This is a genomic window from Pseudomonas costantinii (assembly GCF_001870435.1).
Lineage (GTDB): Bacteria > Pseudomonadota > Gammaproteobacteria > Pseudomonadales > Pseudomonadaceae > Aquipseudomonas > Aquipseudomonas costantinii.
The window spans coordinates 36,400-52,046 of record NZ_MDDR01000034.1 but is presented as its reverse complement, the minus strand read 5'-3'; the positions used below and the strand labels follow the sequence as shown (position 1 = coordinate 52,046).

Here is a 15,647-nt window from a genome sequence, read left to right as displayed (position 1 = left end):
GTGAGCTGGGTTCATAGAGCGTATTTAAAAATGCCGTTCGCGCCCGGCAAACAGGTCGCGTAAATTGCCACGGTGGCGCCAGACGATCAGTAGCGTCAGCACGCTCATCGGCAATAGCGCTGCTGGCTCCTGCCAGGCCAGCAACGGCAGGGTGAGCGGTGTGGCGATTAGCGCGGCCAGCGAGCTGGTGCGGGTCAGGTAGAACGTCAGCAGCCAGGCCAGCACGGCCAGCAACGCTGCTGGAGGGTAAATCCCCAGCAACATGCCGGCTGCCGTGGCGACGCCTTTGCCACCGCGAAAGCGGAAGTACAGTGGAAACAGATGGCCGAGGACGGCACATACGCCGATCCAAGCCTGTTGTTGCAGGGTAAGGCCGGCGAGGCTGGCGATCAGCACGGGCAACAGGCCCTTGCACACATCGCCCAGCAACGTCAGCACGGCAAGTTTCTTGCCGGCCAGGCGCAGCATATTGGTGGCGCCGGCATTGCCTGAACCACTCATTCGCGGGTCGGGATTTCCCGTCAGGCGGCTGAGCAAAATGGCGAAGGACAGCGAGCCGAGCAGGTAGGCGAGAATCGCCAGTGACCAAAACATGCTAACTATTCCGGGCGAGGACGCCCTGATTCTAACGGGGCATCGCGCCCTTGTCGTGCTGCGGAGAAGAGTGCTTGGACAGAGTGTTTATCGAAGGCCTGGAAGTCGACACCGTGATTGGGGCCTACGACTGGGAGCGCGGCATCAAGCAATGCCTGCGCCTGGACCTGAGTTTCGCCTGGGATAATCGCCCGGCCGCGGCCGGTGATGACCTGACTCTGGCGCTGGATTATGCCAGCGTGTCCGCGCGTATTCAGGCCTTTGCCGAGCAGTCCCAGTACCAACTGGTGGAAACTTTCGCCGAACGCTTGGCTGAAGTGTTAATGAGCGAATTCCAGATTCCCTGGCTGCACCTCAAGTTGACCAAGCCAGGCGCTGTACCGGCCGCCAAGGGCGTGGGCGTGGAGATCGAGCGCGGATGTCGCTAACTCAGGTTTACCTTGGCCTTGGCAGCAATATCGAGCGCGAGACCCATTTGCGCGCCGGCCTGGATGCGCTGGCGAGTTTTTTGACCGATGTGCGCTGCTCGGCGGTGTTCGAAAGTCAGCCGGTGGGCATCAAGAGCGGGCCGTTCTTCAACCTAGTGGTGTCGGCTTGCACCGACCTGCCGTTGATGGAGCTGGATCGCCGATTGAAGTTCATCGAGGCCGACAATGGCCGCTATGCCCCTGATCGCAAAGGCCTGCCGTTGGATATTGATGTGTTGCTCTACGGCGAACTGGTGGGGAATTTCGACGGTTTGATCCTGCCACGAGCAGAGATCCTGAAAAACGCCTTCGTACTGTGGCCGCTGTCGTTGATGGCGCCGGATCGTGTGCACCCTGAGGTGGGCAAGACCCTGGCTGAGCTGTGGCGCGATGCGCAGATCGATCAAGTGCTGGCGCCTGTCGGCTTTGAGTGGCAGGGCCAGCAACTCACTCCGGACGCGCTCCTATAGGGCGCGTTGTTCTTTGTAGGCTTTCAGCGCCTTGAGCCGTTCGCGCTTGAGTGCCTCGCCCAACTCAGGGCCTTTGAAACCTTGTTCCAGCAGTGGCGCCACTGCCACTTCACGCGCCACCTGTGCCGCCCCGCGTAAATAATCGGCCTGTGGATAACTTCGTTGTTCAAAGCCCTTGCGGCCCCGTGCATCCATTTCACACGCCACCACAAACTCTTCAAAGCGCTGCGGCCGACGATAAACGTCAAAACTCTGTAGCAACTCCAGCAACGTCGAAGCTTTGAGCTCCCGCGCGCGATGGCCGTGGGTGTGATATTGGCCCACCAGCAATGCCAGTTCCTGGCAATCCCGTGGCACTTTGAACCGTTCATTGATTGCCTTGATCAGCTTCAAGCCGGTGTGTTCGTGGGCAATATGCTGCGGCAACTTATCCACAGGTGTCAGGCCCTTGCCCAGGTCATGCAGCAGACAGGCCCAGCGAACGGTCAGCGGCTGGGCGTACAGGGCGGCCTGTTCCAGCACGCTCAAGGTGTGTATGCCGGTGTCGATTTCGGGGTGGTGAGCTTCGGGCTGCGGTACGCCGAACAGCGCATTCACTTCCGGCATCAAGGTTTTCAGCGCGTCACAGTCCCGCAGCACTTGGATAAACACCTGGGGCTGGTCTTCCATCAGGGCCCGGGAGATTTCTTTCCAACTGCGCTCTGGGGTCAGGGCCTCCAGTTCACCGGATTCGCTGAGCTGGCGCATCAGCTCCAATGTTTCTGGTGCGACTGTAAAGCTTAGGTGAGCGTAACGCGCGGCAAAGCGCGCTACGCGCAGTACTCGTAAGGGATCTTCGGCGAACGCGGGGGAAACGTGGCGTAAAATACGCGCCTCCAGATCGCTCTGGCCGTGATAGGGGTCGGTCAGATTGCCGTCATCGTCTTCCGCCATGGCGTTGATGGTCAGGTCGCGGCGAACCAGGTCTTCTTCCAGCGTGACTTCGGGGCTTGCGTGAAACACAAAGCCGCCATAACCCCGGCCACTCTTGCGCTCGGTACGGGCGAGGGCGTACTCGTCGCCATTTTTCGGGTCCAGGAACACAGGGAAGTCAGCTCCGACCGGCTTGAAGCCCTTGGCGAGCATCTCTTCGGTGGTCGCACCGACGACGACGCGATCAATGTCGGTGACCTTGATGCCCAGCAAGCGGTCACGCACGGCACCGCCGACTTTGTAGATTTTCATGAAAAAGCCTCCATTAGCGGCACAGGATACCGCCTGTGCCTGACCAATGGAGGCTTTGCTGTTTCAGAGATGAACGACGGCCAGGTCCAGGCGGCCGTAGTCGTTGTCGTTGTGATCGCTGCGCGGTGGAACATGGTGGGTCTTCATCACTTGATCGCCCTGCAGGGTTTCCAGGTGAATGTCGAACCCCCACAACCGATGCAGGTGTTTGAGCACTTCCTCGGTGGATTCACCCAGGGGTTTGCGATCGTGCTGCTGGTGACGCAGGGTCAGCGAGCGGTCACCGCGTACATCGATACTGTAGATCTGAACGTTAGGTTCACGGTTGCCCAAGTTGTACTGCGCCGCCAGGGTTTCGCGGATGGTGCGGTAGCCGGGTTCGTCATGGATGGCCGGTACCACCAGATCGTCCTTGAGGTCGTCATCCAGGATGCTGAACAGTTTGAGGTCCCGAATCACTTGAGGTGACAGGTACTGCAGGATGAAGCTCTCGTCCTTGAAGCTACTCATGGCGAACTTGATGGTCGACAGCCAATCGCTGCCGGCAATTTCCGGGAACCAGCGGCGGTCTTCTTCGGTTGGGTGTTCGCACATGCGTCGGATGTCGCGGTACATGGCAAAGCCCAGCGCGTAGGGGTTGATACCGCTGTAATACGGGCTGTCGAAGCCCGGTTGGAACACCACGCTGGTATGGGAGGTGAGGAACTCCATCATGAAACCGTCGGTGACCAGGCCCTCGTCATACAGGTCATTCATCAAGGTGTAGTGCCAGAACGTCGCCCAACCTTCGTTCATCACCTGGGTCTGGCGCTGTGGATAAAAGTACTGAGCGATCTTGCGCACGATACGCACGATTTCCCGTTGCCAAGGCTCTAGTAGCGGCGCGTGTTTTTCCAGGAAATACAGGATGTTTTCCTGAGGTTCGGCGGGGAAGCGAGCATTGTCTTTGTCGCTGTTCTTGCCGGCGCGTTTTGGAATAGTGCGCCACAGGTCGTTGATCTGTTTCTGCAGATGCTCTTCACGCTCCTTCTGGCGCAGGCGTTCTTCTTCGGCGGAAATCGGATACGGACGTTTGTAGCGATCGACCCCGTAATTCATCAGGGCGTGGCAGGAATCGAGCAAGTCCTCCACCGCGTCGATGCCATGGCGTTCCTCGCACTGCATGATGTACTGCTTGGCGAATACCAGGTAGTCGATGATCGAGCTGGCATCGGTCCAGGTGCGGAACAGGTAATTGCCCTTGAAGAAGCTGTTGTGTCCGTAGCACGCATGAGCTACCACCAATGCCTGCATGCAGATGGTGTTCTCTTCCATCAGGTAGGCGATGCAGGGGTCGGAGTTGATGACGATCTCGTAGGCCAGGCCCATCTGGCCGCGGGTATAGGACTTTTCAGTGCTGAGGAAGTGTTTGCCATAGGACCAATGGTGATAGCCCAAGGGCATGCCGACGGAGGCATAGGCGTCCATCATCTGTTCGGCGGTGATCACTTCGATCTGGTTGGGGTAGGTGTCCAGGGCATAACCCGCCGCAATACGGCTGATTTCCCGGTCATAGGCCTGGATCAGTTCAAAGGTCCACTCGGACCCCGTGGAAATGGGCTGGCGCTTATGCGCTTTGGCAGTCATGTCACTAACCTGCGCTGGAAGAGTTCACGGAAGACCGGGTAGATATCGCCGGCCGAGACCAGTTGCTGCTGAGCGAAAGTATCGGCAAAGGCTTCGCCGATGCGTTCGTATTCGAACCATAGGGCCTGGTGCTCACGGGGGGTGATCTCTACATAAGTGTAGTACTGCACGAACGGCATGATCTGATTGATCAGGATGTCGCGGCAGATCGGTGAGTCGTCGTTCCAGTTGTCGCCGTCGGAGGCCTGGGCGGCATAGATATTCCACTCATTGGCCGGGTAGCGCTCGGCCATGATCTCTTGCATCAGCTTCAAGGCACTGGACACGATGGTGCCGCCGGTTTCCCGCGAATAGAAGAACTCTTCCTCGTCTACTTCCCGGGCGCTGGTGTGATGGCGGATGAATACGACGTCAATCTTGTCGTAGTTCCGTTTCAGAAACAGGTACAGCAAGATGAAGAAGCGCTTGGCAATGTCCTTGGTGGCCTGGGTCATCGAGCCGGAAACGTCCATCAGGCAGAACATCACCGCCTTTGAGCTGGGGTTGGGCTGTTTGACCAGCAGGTTGTATTTCAAGTCAAAGGTGTCAAGGAACGGCACGCGGTGAATACGCGCACTGAGTTTCTCGATTTCGGCCTCGATTTCCTGAATATCGCCGAAGTTGTCCGGCTCTTCGCGTTTCAGGCGCGCCAGTTCTTCCTTGGCTAGTTTCAATTTGGCACGGCTGCTGCCCGACAGAGCAATACGCCGGGCATGGGCCGAACGCAGGGTTCGGATGATATTGATACGCGACGGGTTACCCTCGTTGCTGATGCCCGCGCGTACGGTCTTGAAGGTGTCGGTGCCGGTCAGGTTGCGTTTGACCAGGTTGGGCAATTCCAGGTCCTCGAACATGAATTCGAGGAATTCTTCCTGGGTGATCTGGAACACGAACTCGTCCATGCCTTCGCCGGAGTTACCGGCCTTGCCCGGTCCTTTGCCTCCACCGCCACCCTGCGGACGCTGAATATGCTCGCCGGTGGTGAACTCTTTGTTGCCTGGGTGCACGACGGTCTGTTTGCCGCCCCGGCCGTGGTGCAGCACCGGCTCGTCGATGTCCCGTCCGGGAATGCTGATTTGCTCGCCATGCTCCATGTCGGTGATGGAGCGGCGGCTGACGGCCTCTTCAACGGCCTTTTTGATGTGGTCACGGTAACGCCGCAGGAAACGCTGGCGGTTTACCGTGCTCTTGTTCTTGCCATTGAGGCGTCGGTCGATCACATAGCTCATGGGGGAGCCCTCCGGGCAGCTTCACGTTACAAGCTTCAAGCTGCGAGCTGGAAGCTTAGAGACAAGCGGTCAACTGCCAGGCCTGGGGCCCGGCAGTGCACGCCTGTCGCTGCCTTACTGTGATTTACGAACCCGCAGGTACCATTCGGAAAGCAGGCGTACCTGTTTGTCGGTGTAGCCACGCTCGACCATTCGGGTAACGAAGTCGTTGTGTTTTTGCTGATCCTCCTTGCTGGCCTTGGCGTTGAAGCTGATGACCGGCAGCAGATCCTCGGTGTTGGAGAACATTTTCTTCTCGATGACCACCCGCAGCTTCTCGTAGCTGAGCCAGGTAGGGTTCTTGCCATTGTTGTTGGCCCGAGCGCGCAGTACGAAGTTGACGATCTCGTTGCGGAAATCCTTCGGATTGCTGATGCCGGCGGGTTTTTCGATCTTCTCCAGTTCCTCGTTAAGGGCCACGCGGTTGAGGATTTCGCCGGTTTCCGGGTCGCGGTATTCCTGGTCCTGGATCCAGAAGTCGGCGTACAGCACGTAGCGGTCGAAGATGTTCTGGCCGTACTCGCTGTAGGACTCCAGGTATGCGGTCTGGATTTCCTTGCCGATAAACTCAATGTAGCGCGGCGCCAGGTACTCCTTGAGGAAGCGCAGGTAGCGTTCGCGGGTTTCGGCCTGGAACTGCTCCTGTTCGATCTGCTGTTCCAGCACATAGAGCAGGTGCACCGGGTTGGCGGCGATTTCGTGGGGGTCAAAGTTGAAGACTTTGGAGAGAATCTTGAACGCAAAGCGTGTCGACAGACCGTTCATGCCCTCATCCACGCCCGCCGTATCGCGGTATTCCTGGATCGACTTGGCCTTGGGGTCGGTGTCCTTGAGGTTTTCGCCGTCGTACACGCGCATCTTCGAGTAGATGTTCGAGTTTTCCGGCTCTTTGAGGCGTGACAGCACGGTGAACTGCGCAAGCATTTTCAGCGTATCGGGTGCGCAATGGGCCTTGGCCAGCGAGCTGTTGAACAGGAGCTTGTCGTAAATCTTGATCTCATCGCTGACTCGCAGGCAGTACGGCACCTTGACGATGTAGATCCGGTCGATGAAGGCCTCGTTGTTCTTGTTGTTGCGGAAGGTGTGCCATTCCGATTCGTTGGAGTGGGCCAGCAGAATCCCGGTGAACGGAATCGCGCCCAGGCCTTCGGTACTGTTGTAGTTACCTTCCTGGGTCGCGGTCAGCAGTGGGTGCAGCACCTTGATCGGTGCCTTGAACATCTCCACGAATTCCATCAGGCCTTGGTTGGCCCGGCACAGTGCCCCCGAGTAGCTGTAGGCGTCGGCGTCGTTCTGTGGGAATTCTTCGAGTTTGCGGATATCGACCTTACCCACCAGGGCTGAAATGTCCTGGTTGTTCTCGTCACCGGGTTCGGTTTTCGCTACGCCGATTTGGTTGAGGATCGACGGGTAGAGCTTCACCACGCGAAATTGGCTGATGTCGCCGCCAAACTCGCCCAGGCGCTTGGTGGCCCAGGGCGACATGATGGTGTTGAGGTAGCGCCGTGGGATACCGAAGTCTTCTTCGAGAATTGCGCCATCTTCCGTGGCGTTGAACAGCCCCAAGGGCGACTCGAAGACCGGTGAGCCCTTGATGGCGTAGAAGGGCACCTTCTCGATCAGTTGTTTGAGTTTTTCAGCCAGGGACGACTTACCGCCGCCGACGGGGCCGAGCAGGTAGAGGATCTGTTTCTTCTCTTCCAGGCCTTGGGCGGCATGGCGGAAGTAGGAGACGATCTGGTCAATGCATTCTTCCATGCCGTGGAAGTCTTCAAAGGCCGGGTAGCGGCGGATCACCTTGTTGGAAAATATTCGCGACAGGCGCGAATTGTTGGCAGTTTCCACCAGCTCCGGCTCGCCAATCGCCAATAGCAGACGTTCGGCGGCAGACGCGTAGGTACTGCGGTCCTTTTTGCACAGGTCCAGATACTCTTGCAGCGAGAGTTCTTCGTGCTGTGTGGACTCGAAGCGTTGTTGGAAGTGGCTAAAGATACTCATGACGTCGTCACCTCGCTCGATACGTGGAGCCGACGCCGGATCAATCAGTCGATGCTGGCAGTCATTGGTGATCGCCAATGGCCGTTTTCCCCCCAGAACACCCTCAAACGCTACCGATGACCCGCACGCCGGTGTACCGGCTCTCCCCTGATTTGGATGGCCTGCGCTTAAGGATAGTTCGGAATCCGGGAGGTCAAGGCGCGATGCGCAATTAGTTTGGCTGCGCCGTTCGTCAGAAACGGCGCGAGCCCAAGCGTCACGCGGGGTAGCGGGGTGTGAAAAAAATTATTGCGAATCGCCGGAGGCAATTTCTGCGGGATAGGTCGTACGCCACAGCTCAAAGCCACCGTCCAGGCTATAGACGTCGGAGAAGCCCTGGCTGATCAGATAGGCTGCCGCGCTCTGGCTGGAATTGCCGTGGTAGCAGGCCACGATCACTGGCGCGTCAAGGTCGGCAGCGCGGATGAAGTCGGCGATATTGTGGTTGTCCACATGCCGGGCGCCGCTGATATGAGCGGCAACATAAGTAGGCTGATCGCGGATGTCGACTACCACGGCTCCTTGCTCGCGCAGGGCCTGGGCTTGTTCGGGAGGGATACGTTTGAATTCGCTCATGGCGGCTCCTTGGGCATGGCTGCTGCTGCGTCTAGCGCTTGGCGGCAACCGGCAGTGTGGCGGAAAGGGGGGAATCGCACTGGCAGCTCAGGCGCTCACCTGTGTCGATGTTCATCAGTGTCATGGTACCGCCCCACACGCAACCGGTGTCGAGGGCAAACACGCCAGGTTCTTCGCATTTGCCTTCCAGGGCCGCCCAGTGACCGAAGATGATCTTCGTGTCGCGGGTCTTGCGCTCCTTGTGGGCGAACCACGGCTTGTAGCCGGGCAGCGCGGTGTCGGCGCCTTCCTTGCTCTTGAGGTCCAGCTTGCCCTCGGCGGTGCAGAAGCGCATGCGTGTGAAGTAGTTGGTGATGACGCGCAGGCGGGTTACGCCGGTGAGGTCGTTGTCCCACTTCACTGGCTCGTTACCGTACATACCATCCAGGTAGGCGGTGTACAGGTTGTCATCGGCCAGGGCACTCTCAACTTCGGCGGCACACTTGAGGGCCTTTTTCAGTGTCCACTGGGGCGGGATGCCAGCATGGACCAACGCCATGTTTCGGCCTTCGTCGTAATGCATGATCTTTTGTCGGCGCAGCCAGTCCAGCAACTCTGCACGATCGGGCGCTTCAAGAATTTCCCGCAGGGTGTCGGTCTTTTTCAGGCGCTCAATGTTATTGCCGGCCGCCAGCAGGTGCAGATCATGGTTGCCCAGCACGCAGACCAGGGAATCGCGCAGGCTATAAAGGAAGCGCAGGGTTTCCAGGGACTCAGGGCCACGATTGACCAGGTCACCCACTAACCATAGGCGGTCGCTTGCCGGGTCGAAGGCAACCCGCTCCAGCAAGCACTTTAGGGGTTCCAGGCAGCCTTGCAGGTCGCCGACCGCGTACGTCGCCATCAGTGCAAGGCTCCAGGCACAGCGAGGCGGAAGGGCGCGATGATGGCGTCGAACAGTTGACCATCGGTGGCCTTCATCTGATATGAGCCCTGCATGGTGCCGACTTTAGAGGTCATCACTGTACCGCTGCTGTAGGTATGGCTGGCGCCGATGTCGATCAAGGGTTGCTGACCTACCACGCCGGCGCCGCGCACTTCCTCGACCTGGCCGTCACCGTCAGTGATCACCCAGTGGCGCGACAGCAGCTTGGCCGGCACCAGCCCGTTATTCTTCACCGTGACGGTGTAGGCAAAGGCGAAACGGTTCTGTTCAGGTTGCGATTGGTCCGCGAGGAAGCGGGTGACGACGCTGACGTCGATCTGGTAGCGAGGATCTGACATGCAAGAGGCCTTAAAAGCAAAAGCGGGGGACAGCAGATGCGGATCAGTCTAGGCCATGAGGTGGGCGCTAGGCCAGACATGCTGTCTGGCCTGGCGCGGCAGGCTTCAGTCCGCGACTGGTGCAGGCTGGATGGCAAGTTGGTCGGCCAGGCGCACGAACGCGGCCAGGTCCAGTTGCTCAGGGCGCAGGCTGCCATCGACGCCGGCGGCTTCGATTTCAGCGTTGCTCAGCAGTGCCTTGAGCGTATTGCGCAGGGTCTTGCGGCGTTGGTTGAACGCTTCACGTACCACGCGCTCCAGCAACTTGTGATCCTTGGCCGGGTGAGGCAGTACGGCATGCGGCACTAGTCGCACGATGGCCGAGTCGACCTTGGGTGGCGGATTAAACGCGCCAGGGCCAACGTTGAACAAGTGTTCCACGCGGCAATGGTACTGAACCATGATCGACAGGCGACCCCAATCACCACCGCCAGGACCCGCCGCTAAACGCTCAACCACCTCTTTTTGCAGCATGAAGTGCATGTCGCGAATGATCCCTGCGTTGTTCAGCAGGTGGAAAATCAGCGGCGTGGAGATGTTGTACGGCAGGTTGCCTACCACCCGCAGGCTGTTAGGCGCGGCATTGAGGCTGTTGAAGTCGAACTTCAGTGCGTCGCCCTGGTGCAGGTTGAAATTGGGCTTGTCGGCGAACTGCTGGTTGAGGATCGGGATCAGGTCCTTGTCCAGTTCAACTACGTCCAGTTGCCCGCCGCTGTTGAGCAGGCCTTGGGTCAGTGCGCCCTGGCCTGGGCCGATTTCCAGCAAGCGGTCTTCGGGCTTGGCATGAATAGAGCGCAGGATGCGGTCGATCACGCCAGCGTCGTGCAGGAAGTTTTGCCCGAAGCGCTTGCGCGCCCGGTGTTGGTAATGCTCAGTCATATACGGGTCTCGGCCATCTGATAGGCGGTTTCCAGGGCCACGTGCAGGCTGCCGGTATCGATCTTGCCGCTGCCCGCCAGGTCCAGGGCAGTGCCATGGTCGACGGAGGTGCGGATGATCGGCAGGCCCAGTGTCACGTTGACTGCGGCGCCGAAACCTTTGTATTTCAGCACGGGCAGCCCCTGGTCATGGTACATCGCCAGCACTGCGTCGCAGTGCTCCAGATATTTGGGGGTAAACAGAGTGTCCGCAGGCAGTGGGCCACGCAGGTCCATGCCTTCTTGGCGCAGACGCTCTAATGTCGGTTCAATGATGTCGATTTCTTCATGGCCCAGGTGGCCGCCTTCACCGGCGTGTGGGTTAAGCCCGCAGACCAGGATGCGTGGGTGGGCAATGCCGAATTTCTGTTGCAGGTCGGTGTACAGGATGCGCGTGACGCGCTCCACGCGCTCGGCGGTGATGGCATCGGCGATATCGCGTAGCGGCAGGTGCGTGGTCACCAGGGCAACGCGCAGGCCGCGTGTCGCCAGCATCATCACGACTTGCGGGGTGTTGGTCAGCTCGGCGAGAAATTCGGTATGGCCGGAAAAGGCGATACCGGATTCGTTGATCACGCCCTTGTGCACCGGGGCCGTGATCATGCCGGCGAAATCGCCGTCGATGCAGCCTTGCCCTGCGCGGGTCAGGGTTTCCAGTACAAACGCCGCATTCGCCTTGTTCAGTTGCCCGGCGACTACCTTGGCTTGCAGCGGGGTATCCCACACATACAGGCTGCCTGCTGGTGCCGGCAGGTCGGGCCAGTTGCCCGGTGCCACGTCCAGCAGGTTGACGGCCACGCCCAGTTGCGCGGCCCGCTCTAGGAGCAGGTCGCGGCTGGTAATGGCAATCAGGGGGTGTGGCTGGGGTTGCGAGGCGAGTAGCAGGCACAGGTCTGGACCAATGCCGGCTGGCTCGCCGGGTGTCACCGCGAAACGCTGGGGTTTCACTGGGCTGCCTGATTAGCGCCTGTTTGCTCGGCGGCTGGCAGCTTGTTTTCCACGTAGGCTTCGTCACGGATCTGACGCAACCAGGTTTGCAGCTCTTCGTCGTACTTGCGGTTACGCAATACGGTCAGTGCTTGTTGTTCACGGGCTTGGGTGGTGTTGTCGGTCGCGCGGCGACCAAGAACTTCCAACACGTGCCAGCCATATTGAGTCTTGAATGGCTTGGACAGCACGCCTTGCGGGGTCTTGGCCATGACATCCTGGAACTCCGGTACCAACGCTTTCGGGTCGATCCAGTTCAGGTCGCCGCCGTTGAGGGCCGAGCCCGGGTCTTCCGAGAAACTCTTGGCCAACGTGGCGAAATCTTCACCGCCTTCGATGCGGTCATAGATCTTCTGGGCCAGTTCCTTGGTTTGCGCTTCGGTGCGGATTTCGCTTGGTTTGACCAGAATGTGACGAACATGCACTTCGTCTTTCAGCGAGGTCTCGCCACCGCGTTTGCCCAGCAACTTGAGGATGATGAAGCCACCTGGGGTGCGGGCCGGCTGAGTAATGCCACCCACTTCCATTGCACTCAACTCACGGTCAAACGGAGGCGGCAGTTGAGCGGCTTTACGCCAGCCCATATCGCCGCCGTCCAAGGCGTTGTCACTGCCGGAAACGGCAATCGCCGTCTGGGCGAAGTCGGCACCGGCTTTCAGGCGGTCATAAACAGCCTGGGTTTTCGCGGCGGCTGCATTGAGCTGCTCAGCGCTGGCGCTGTCCGGTGTTGCGATCAGGATATTGGCCAGGTGCAGTTCTTCGGAGAGCTGCATCTTGCCCAGATCAGAAGCCAGGAAGTTCTTCACTTCTTGCTCGGACACCTGAACCCGCTCGGCCACACGGCGCTGACGCACACGGCTGATGATCATTTCACGCTTGATCTGGTCACGGGCGTCCTCATAGGACAGGCCGTCGTGGGCCAGGGCCGCGCGGAACTGATCAATGCTCATGTTGTTGCGTTGAGCGATGGTGCCAACGGCCTGGTTCAGCTCTTCGTCCGAAATACGGATGCCGGAGCGCTCGCCGATCTGCAGTTGCAGGTTTTCGACGATCAGGCGCTCCAGAACCTGTGGTTCCAGCACGCTGGTAGGGGGCACGCCACCACCGCGCTTGGCGATGGTTTGCTGAACTTCCTTGACCCGTTGGTCCAGTTGGCTCTGCATGATCACGTCGTTATCGACGATGGCCGCCACTTTATCCAGCTGTTGAACTGCAGCGTGTGCCGATGCGGTCCCCAGGAACAGCGCGCCCAGCACTAGCGGGCGCAGACAATCAGAAAGCTTGATCTTCACGTTCACGATAACCTTGAATGCCTTTGTCGAGGAAGCTCTCTACCTTGGCGCCGGTCAGGCCGCCGAGTCCTTTGAGGACGATCTGGAAGAAGAGCCCGTGGTCACCCTTTTCGTTCAACGGGGCGATCTGGGTATATTCGTCGTTGGAAACCCAATAACGGTTGATCACGCGCAGTTTCCAGCAGCAGTTGTCGTATTCGAAACCACCGAAGGCTTCCAGGGTGCGGTTGCGGGCATAGTCATACTGCCAGCGGGTGATCAGGTTCCACTGGGGAACGATCGGCCACATCATCGAGAAGTCGTGTTGCTGGATTTTGTAGTAATCCTTCACGAAGTTCGGTTGACCCGCAGTGCCATAGTCACCACCAAACTGCCATTGGCCAGTCAGCTGGTTGTACACCACTTGGTCGTTGCGATAGCGGTAACCGACGTTAACGACCTTGTTCGGGTTGTCTTCCGGTTGGTAGTGGAACATCGCGCTGCCGGAACGAGGGCTGTGGCTCTCGGTGTCCCAGTTGTAGTCAGCAGTAGCGCGCCAGTCGCGGTTGAAGCGGAACTCGTAGTCCAAAGCGATCGGCGAGACATTGGATTGTGCGTCTGCGCGTTGGCTGGCCAGAATGCCTGGAAGCTGAACTTCGCGATCTTTGAAGTACAACGCTTGGCCGACACTGACACGTTGACGCTCAAAGCCATTGTCTTCGATCCAGCGGCTGGTTACGCCCAGGGACAGCTTGTTCTCGTCGCCGATCCGGTCGGAGCCGCTGAAGCGGTTGTCACGGAACAGAGAGGCGTAGCTGAATGTGTATTCGCTGGAGTCGAATACCGGGATATCACTCTGGTCCTTGTTAGGCACATAGAGATAGTAGGCACGCGGTTCCAGTGTCTGGTTATAGTCTTTGCCGAACCAGTTGGTAGTGCGGTCGAAGTACAGGCCGCTGTCGATGCTGGCGATTGGAATTGCACGGTCTTGGGAGCTTTTGAACTCCCCGCCTGCATATTGAGTGCCCGCTGTGGCAGCCGCCGCTTGAGCCGCAACGATCTGGTCTTTACCTGTACCGTCAAGGTCCAGATCGTACTTGGTGTAAACATACTTGAGCTTCGGCGTAACAAAGCCGTAGGTCCAGTTCATTGGGTACTCGACCGCTGGCGCAACGTTCAAGCGAGTACCGTTTGCACGGGTCAGGCCTGTAACGTAGGTGTCCAGACGCGGTGACACGAGGCCGTTCTCATCAGTAAACGTGCCGTTTTCCAGACTGCGTTCAAACCGAACAGCTTCAGTCTCGTAGGTAAAGTTCAAGCCACCCGGATGGTACGGCAGCATCCCGTTGAAGGTGATCTGCGGCAGCCGGTCATACGGGGTGATCTGGGAAATCGTCGCCAGTTGGTAGGCCTGAAGGTTCAGGCGCGCCTGGTAGGAGTCGCCGCGATAGGTAACGGAGCCCTGTTGGTTGACGAAGTCCCGGGGTTGAACACCTTCCTCGAAAGTCTTGAGATCCTGGAAGAAGTAAGGATCGCTGATCTTGGTGTAGTCAACTTGGGTCGACACCCGCGAATCCAACCCGCCTTTGTGCTGCCAATTGAGCATGTAGCGGGTTTTTTCGTAGTCGCTCTGACCTTTACGCTCGTCGCTGTCGTCGTTCAGGTAAGCGCCGCCGAACTGGCCCTCGCTGGACTTGGTGAGGTAGCGGAACTCGCCTTCCATCATCATGCCGCGCTTGGTCATGTATTGCGGGTACAACGTGGCGTCGTAGTTCGGCGCCAGGTTGAAGTAGTACGGGGTGACAAGCGTAAAGCCGGTTTTGCTGGCGGTGCTGAAGCTCGGCGGCAAGAAGCCGGATTGACGACGGTCGTCGATCGGGAAATAGATGTACGGGGTGTAGAGGATCGGGATGTTCTTGATCCGCAACGTCGCGTTGGTCGCCGTACCGAAACCGGTGGCCGGGTTCAGCGTGATGTTGTTGCCCTTGAGCTGCCAGGCGTTGCTGTCTGGCTCGCAGGTGGTGTACGTACCGTCCTTGAGACGGATGATCGCGTTTTCGGCACGCTTGGCGTACAGCGCGTTACCGCGAATGCGCGACTTGTGCAGCACGTATTCGGCGTTGTCGATCTGGGCGGCGCCGGTATCGAGCTGGACCTGGGCATGGTCACCCACGATCAGGGCACCGTTGTCACGCAGACGAACGTTGCCGTTCAACTCGCCACGGTTCTCGGCCTGATACAGGCTGGCTTCCTGAGCCTCCAGCTGCATGCTGCCTTGGCGCATGACAACGTCACCGGCCAGGGTCGCGATTTGTTGTTCCTGCTCATAACGAGAGGCCTTGGCACCGATGAAGGTCGGTGCATCGCTCTTGTCCGTCTTGTCGTTCATGCCAGGACGAGTCGGCTCGATGTACGCGCCGGAGCAATAAGGACCGGTTTCGGCCAGTTGGGCTGCGGTCAGCTTCTCGCGAGGCACCCAGTCCAAGTGGCTGTAGTCGGCGCTGCGCGAACGCAGGCCGCGGCCCTTGGTTTCGGTAACCAGCGCGGTCTGCGGCACGGCCTCGGCGCTGCCGGCTTCGCCTTGCGGCGTGCCATTGGCTGAGCTGACGGCAGAGCCATCATGCACCGGGCGCGGTGGCAATGGGGCGGCGGCGGTTTTCGGCGCGCAATTCCAGGCACCCGAAGCAGAGACTGAGCAGTCATACTGTTCCGCGGCGACCACGAATGAGGTGGCGAAAGGTTGCATGGCCAGCAGACTGCCAGTTACCAGCAACGGAAATTTTCTACGAAACGCGGGGGATTTCAATGCCATCTTATTAGTCCGGGCTTCCTGCGTGCCATCTGCCCGCGGTGTGGGCCGCACGCCTCT

14 protein-coding genes are annotated in these 15,647 nt (G+C 59.0%); 2 read left to right on the top strand and 12 right to left on the bottom strand.

Translation table 11 applies throughout. The features are described 5' to 3' along the window. Nucleotides 1-24: 24 nt before the first annotated feature. A complete protein-coding gene (gene plsY, locus BFL40_RS15675) occupies nt 25-594 on the bottom strand; it encodes a glycerol-3-phosphate 1-O-acyltransferase PlsY (RefSeq protein ID WP_025857033.1) in 570 nt (189 codons plus the stop codon). Between the two features lie 74 nt (nt 595-668). Here plsY and folB point away from each other — a divergent pair, with 74 nt between their 5' ends. Together folB and folK are read left to right on the top strand one after the other, a co-directional pair. After that, a complete protein-coding gene (gene folB, locus BFL40_RS15670; RefSeq protein WP_026140135.1) occupies nt 669-1,022 on the top strand; it encodes a dihydroneopterin aldolase in 354 nt (117 codons plus the stop codon). Continuing rightward, the gene (folK, locus tag BFL40_RS15665; RefSeq protein ID WP_071484852.1) at nt 1,013-1,531 is read left to right on the top strand and encodes a 2-amino-4-hydroxy-6-hydroxymethyldihydropteridine diphosphokinase; all 519 of its coding nucleotides are present in this window, start codon (nt 1,013-1,015) and stop codon (nt 1,529-1,531) included. Before folB ends, folK begins: the two co-directional genes overlap by 10 nt. On the opposite strand, the gene BFL40_RS15660 is transcribed toward folK, so the two are convergent. The 11 genes from BFL40_RS15660 to BFL40_RS15610 all read right to left on the bottom strand — a co-directional run bounded on the left by BFL40_RS15660 (nt 1,526) and on the right by BFL40_RS15610 (nt 15,590). Continuing rightward, entirely contained in the window at nt 1,526-2,755 is a 1,230-nt protein-coding gene (locus BFL40_RS15660) for a multifunctional CCA addition/repair protein (protein ID WP_071484851.1), read from the bottom strand. The genes folK and BFL40_RS15660 overlap by 6 nt on opposite strands. 63 nt (nt 2,756-2,818) lie before the next feature. Then, nucleotides 2,819-4,381, bottom strand: coding sequence for a SpoVR family protein (locus tag BFL40_RS15655; RefSeq protein ID WP_071484850.1), 1,563 nt, complete (start codon nt 4,379-4,381; stop codon nt 2,819-2,821). Continuing rightward, the gene (locus tag BFL40_RS15650; protein ID WP_071484849.1) at nt 4,378-5,649 is read right to left on the bottom strand and encodes a YeaH/YhbH family protein; all 1,272 of its coding nucleotides are present in this window, start codon (nt 5,647-5,649) and stop codon (nt 4,378-4,380) included. The genes BFL40_RS15655 and BFL40_RS15650 overlap by 4 nt, the downstream gene beginning before the upstream one ends. Nucleotides 5,650-5,763: 114 nt before the next feature. Continuing rightward, complete coding sequence (locus BFL40_RS15645; RefSeq protein WP_071485344.1) at nt 5,764-7,686, bottom strand: PrkA family serine protein kinase; 1,923 nt, start codon at nt 7,684-7,686, stop codon at nt 5,764-5,766. A gap of 285 nt (nt 7,687-7,971) precedes the next feature. After that, the gene (gene glpE / locus BFL40_RS15640; RefSeq protein ID WP_071484848.1) at nt 7,972-8,301 is read right to left on the bottom strand and encodes a thiosulfate sulfurtransferase GlpE; all 330 of its coding nucleotides are present in this window, start codon (nt 8,299-8,301) and stop codon (nt 7,972-7,974) included. Nucleotides 8,302-8,332: 31 nt separating this feature from the next. Continuing rightward, nucleotides 8,333-9,184 carry a symmetrical bis(5'-nucleosyl)-tetraphosphatase gene (locus BFL40_RS15635; RefSeq protein WP_071484847.1) on the bottom strand — a complete coding sequence of 284 codons (852 nt, stop codon included), beginning with the start codon at nt 9,182-9,184 and terminating at the stop codon, nt 8,333-8,335. Next, nucleotides 9,184-9,564, bottom strand: coding sequence for a Co2+/Mg2+ efflux facilitator ApaG/CorD (gene apaG / locus BFL40_RS15630; protein ID WP_071484846.1), 381 nt, complete (start codon nt 9,562-9,564; stop codon nt 9,184-9,186). The genes BFL40_RS15635 and apaG overlap by 1 nt, the downstream gene beginning before the upstream one ends. Before the next feature lie 105 nt (nt 9,565-9,669). Beyond that, nucleotides 9,670-10,482: a 16S rRNA (adenine(1518)-N(6)/adenine(1519)-N(6))-dimethyltransferase RsmA gene (rsmA, locus tag BFL40_RS15625; RefSeq protein WP_071484845.1), complete on the bottom strand. Its 813-nt coding sequence runs from the start codon at nt 10,480-10,482 to the stop codon at nt 9,670-9,672. After that, nucleotides 10,479-11,468: a 4-hydroxythreonine-4-phosphate dehydrogenase PdxA gene (gene pdxA, locus BFL40_RS15620; RefSeq protein WP_071484844.1), complete on the bottom strand. Its 990-nt coding sequence runs from the start codon at nt 11,466-11,468 to the stop codon at nt 10,479-10,481. Before pdxA ends, rsmA begins: the two co-directional genes overlap by 4 nt. Beyond that, entirely contained in the window at nt 11,465-12,805 is a 1,341-nt protein-coding gene (locus BFL40_RS15615) for a peptidylprolyl isomerase (protein WP_071484843.1), read from the bottom strand. The genes pdxA and BFL40_RS15615 overlap by 4 nt, the downstream gene beginning before the upstream one ends. Next, a complete protein-coding gene (locus BFL40_RS15610) occupies nt 12,780-15,590 on the bottom strand; it encodes an LPS-assembly protein LptD (protein ID WP_071484842.1) in 2,811 nt (936 codons plus the stop codon). The genes BFL40_RS15615 and BFL40_RS15610 overlap by 26 nt, the downstream gene beginning before the upstream one ends. Between the last annotated feature and the right edge of the window lie 57 nt (nt 15,591-15,647).

Bases quoted from the DNA above. Each gene is read 5' to 3' on its own strand.
- plsY (WP_025857033.1), bottom strand. From the start codon at position 594: ATGTTTTGGTCACTGGCGATTCTCGCCTACCTGCTCGGCTCGCTGTCC.
- folK (WP_071484852.1), top strand. From the start codon at position 1,013: ATGTCGCTAACTCAGGTTTACCTTGGCCTTGGCAGCAATATCGAGCGC.
- BFL40_RS15660 (WP_071484851.1), bottom strand. From the start codon at position 2,755: ATGAAAATCTACAAAGTCGGCGGTGCCGTGCGTGACCGCTTGCTGGGC.
- BFL40_RS15655 (WP_071484850.1), bottom strand. From the start codon at position 4,381: ATGACTGCCAAAGCGCATAAGCGCCAGCCCATTTCCACGGGGTCCGAG.
- BFL40_RS15650 (WP_071484849.1), bottom strand. From the start codon at position 5,649: ATGAGCTATGTGATCGACCGACGCCTCAATGGCAAGAACAAGAGCACG.
- BFL40_RS15645 (WP_071485344.1), bottom strand. From the start codon at position 7,686: ATGAGTATCTTTAGCCACTTCCAACAACGCTTCGAGTCCACACAGCAC.
- glpE (WP_071484848.1), bottom strand. From the start codon at position 8,301: ATGAGCGAATTCAAACGTATCCCTCCCGAACAAGCCCAGGCCCTGCGC.
- BFL40_RS15635 (WP_071484847.1), bottom strand. From the start codon at position 9,184: ATGGCGACGTACGCGGTCGGCGACCTGCAAGGCTGCCTGGAACCCCTA.
- apaG (WP_071484846.1), bottom strand. From the start codon at position 9,564: ATGTCAGATCCTCGCTACCAGATCGACGTCAGCGTCGTCACCCGCTTC.
- rsmA (WP_071484845.1), bottom strand. From the start codon at position 10,482: ATGACTGAGCATTACCAACACCGGGCGCGCAAGCGCTTCGGGCAAAAC.
- BFL40_RS15610 (WP_071484842.1), bottom strand. From the start codon at position 15,590: ATGGCATTGAAATCCCCCGCGTTTCGTAGAAAATTTCCGTTGCTGGTA.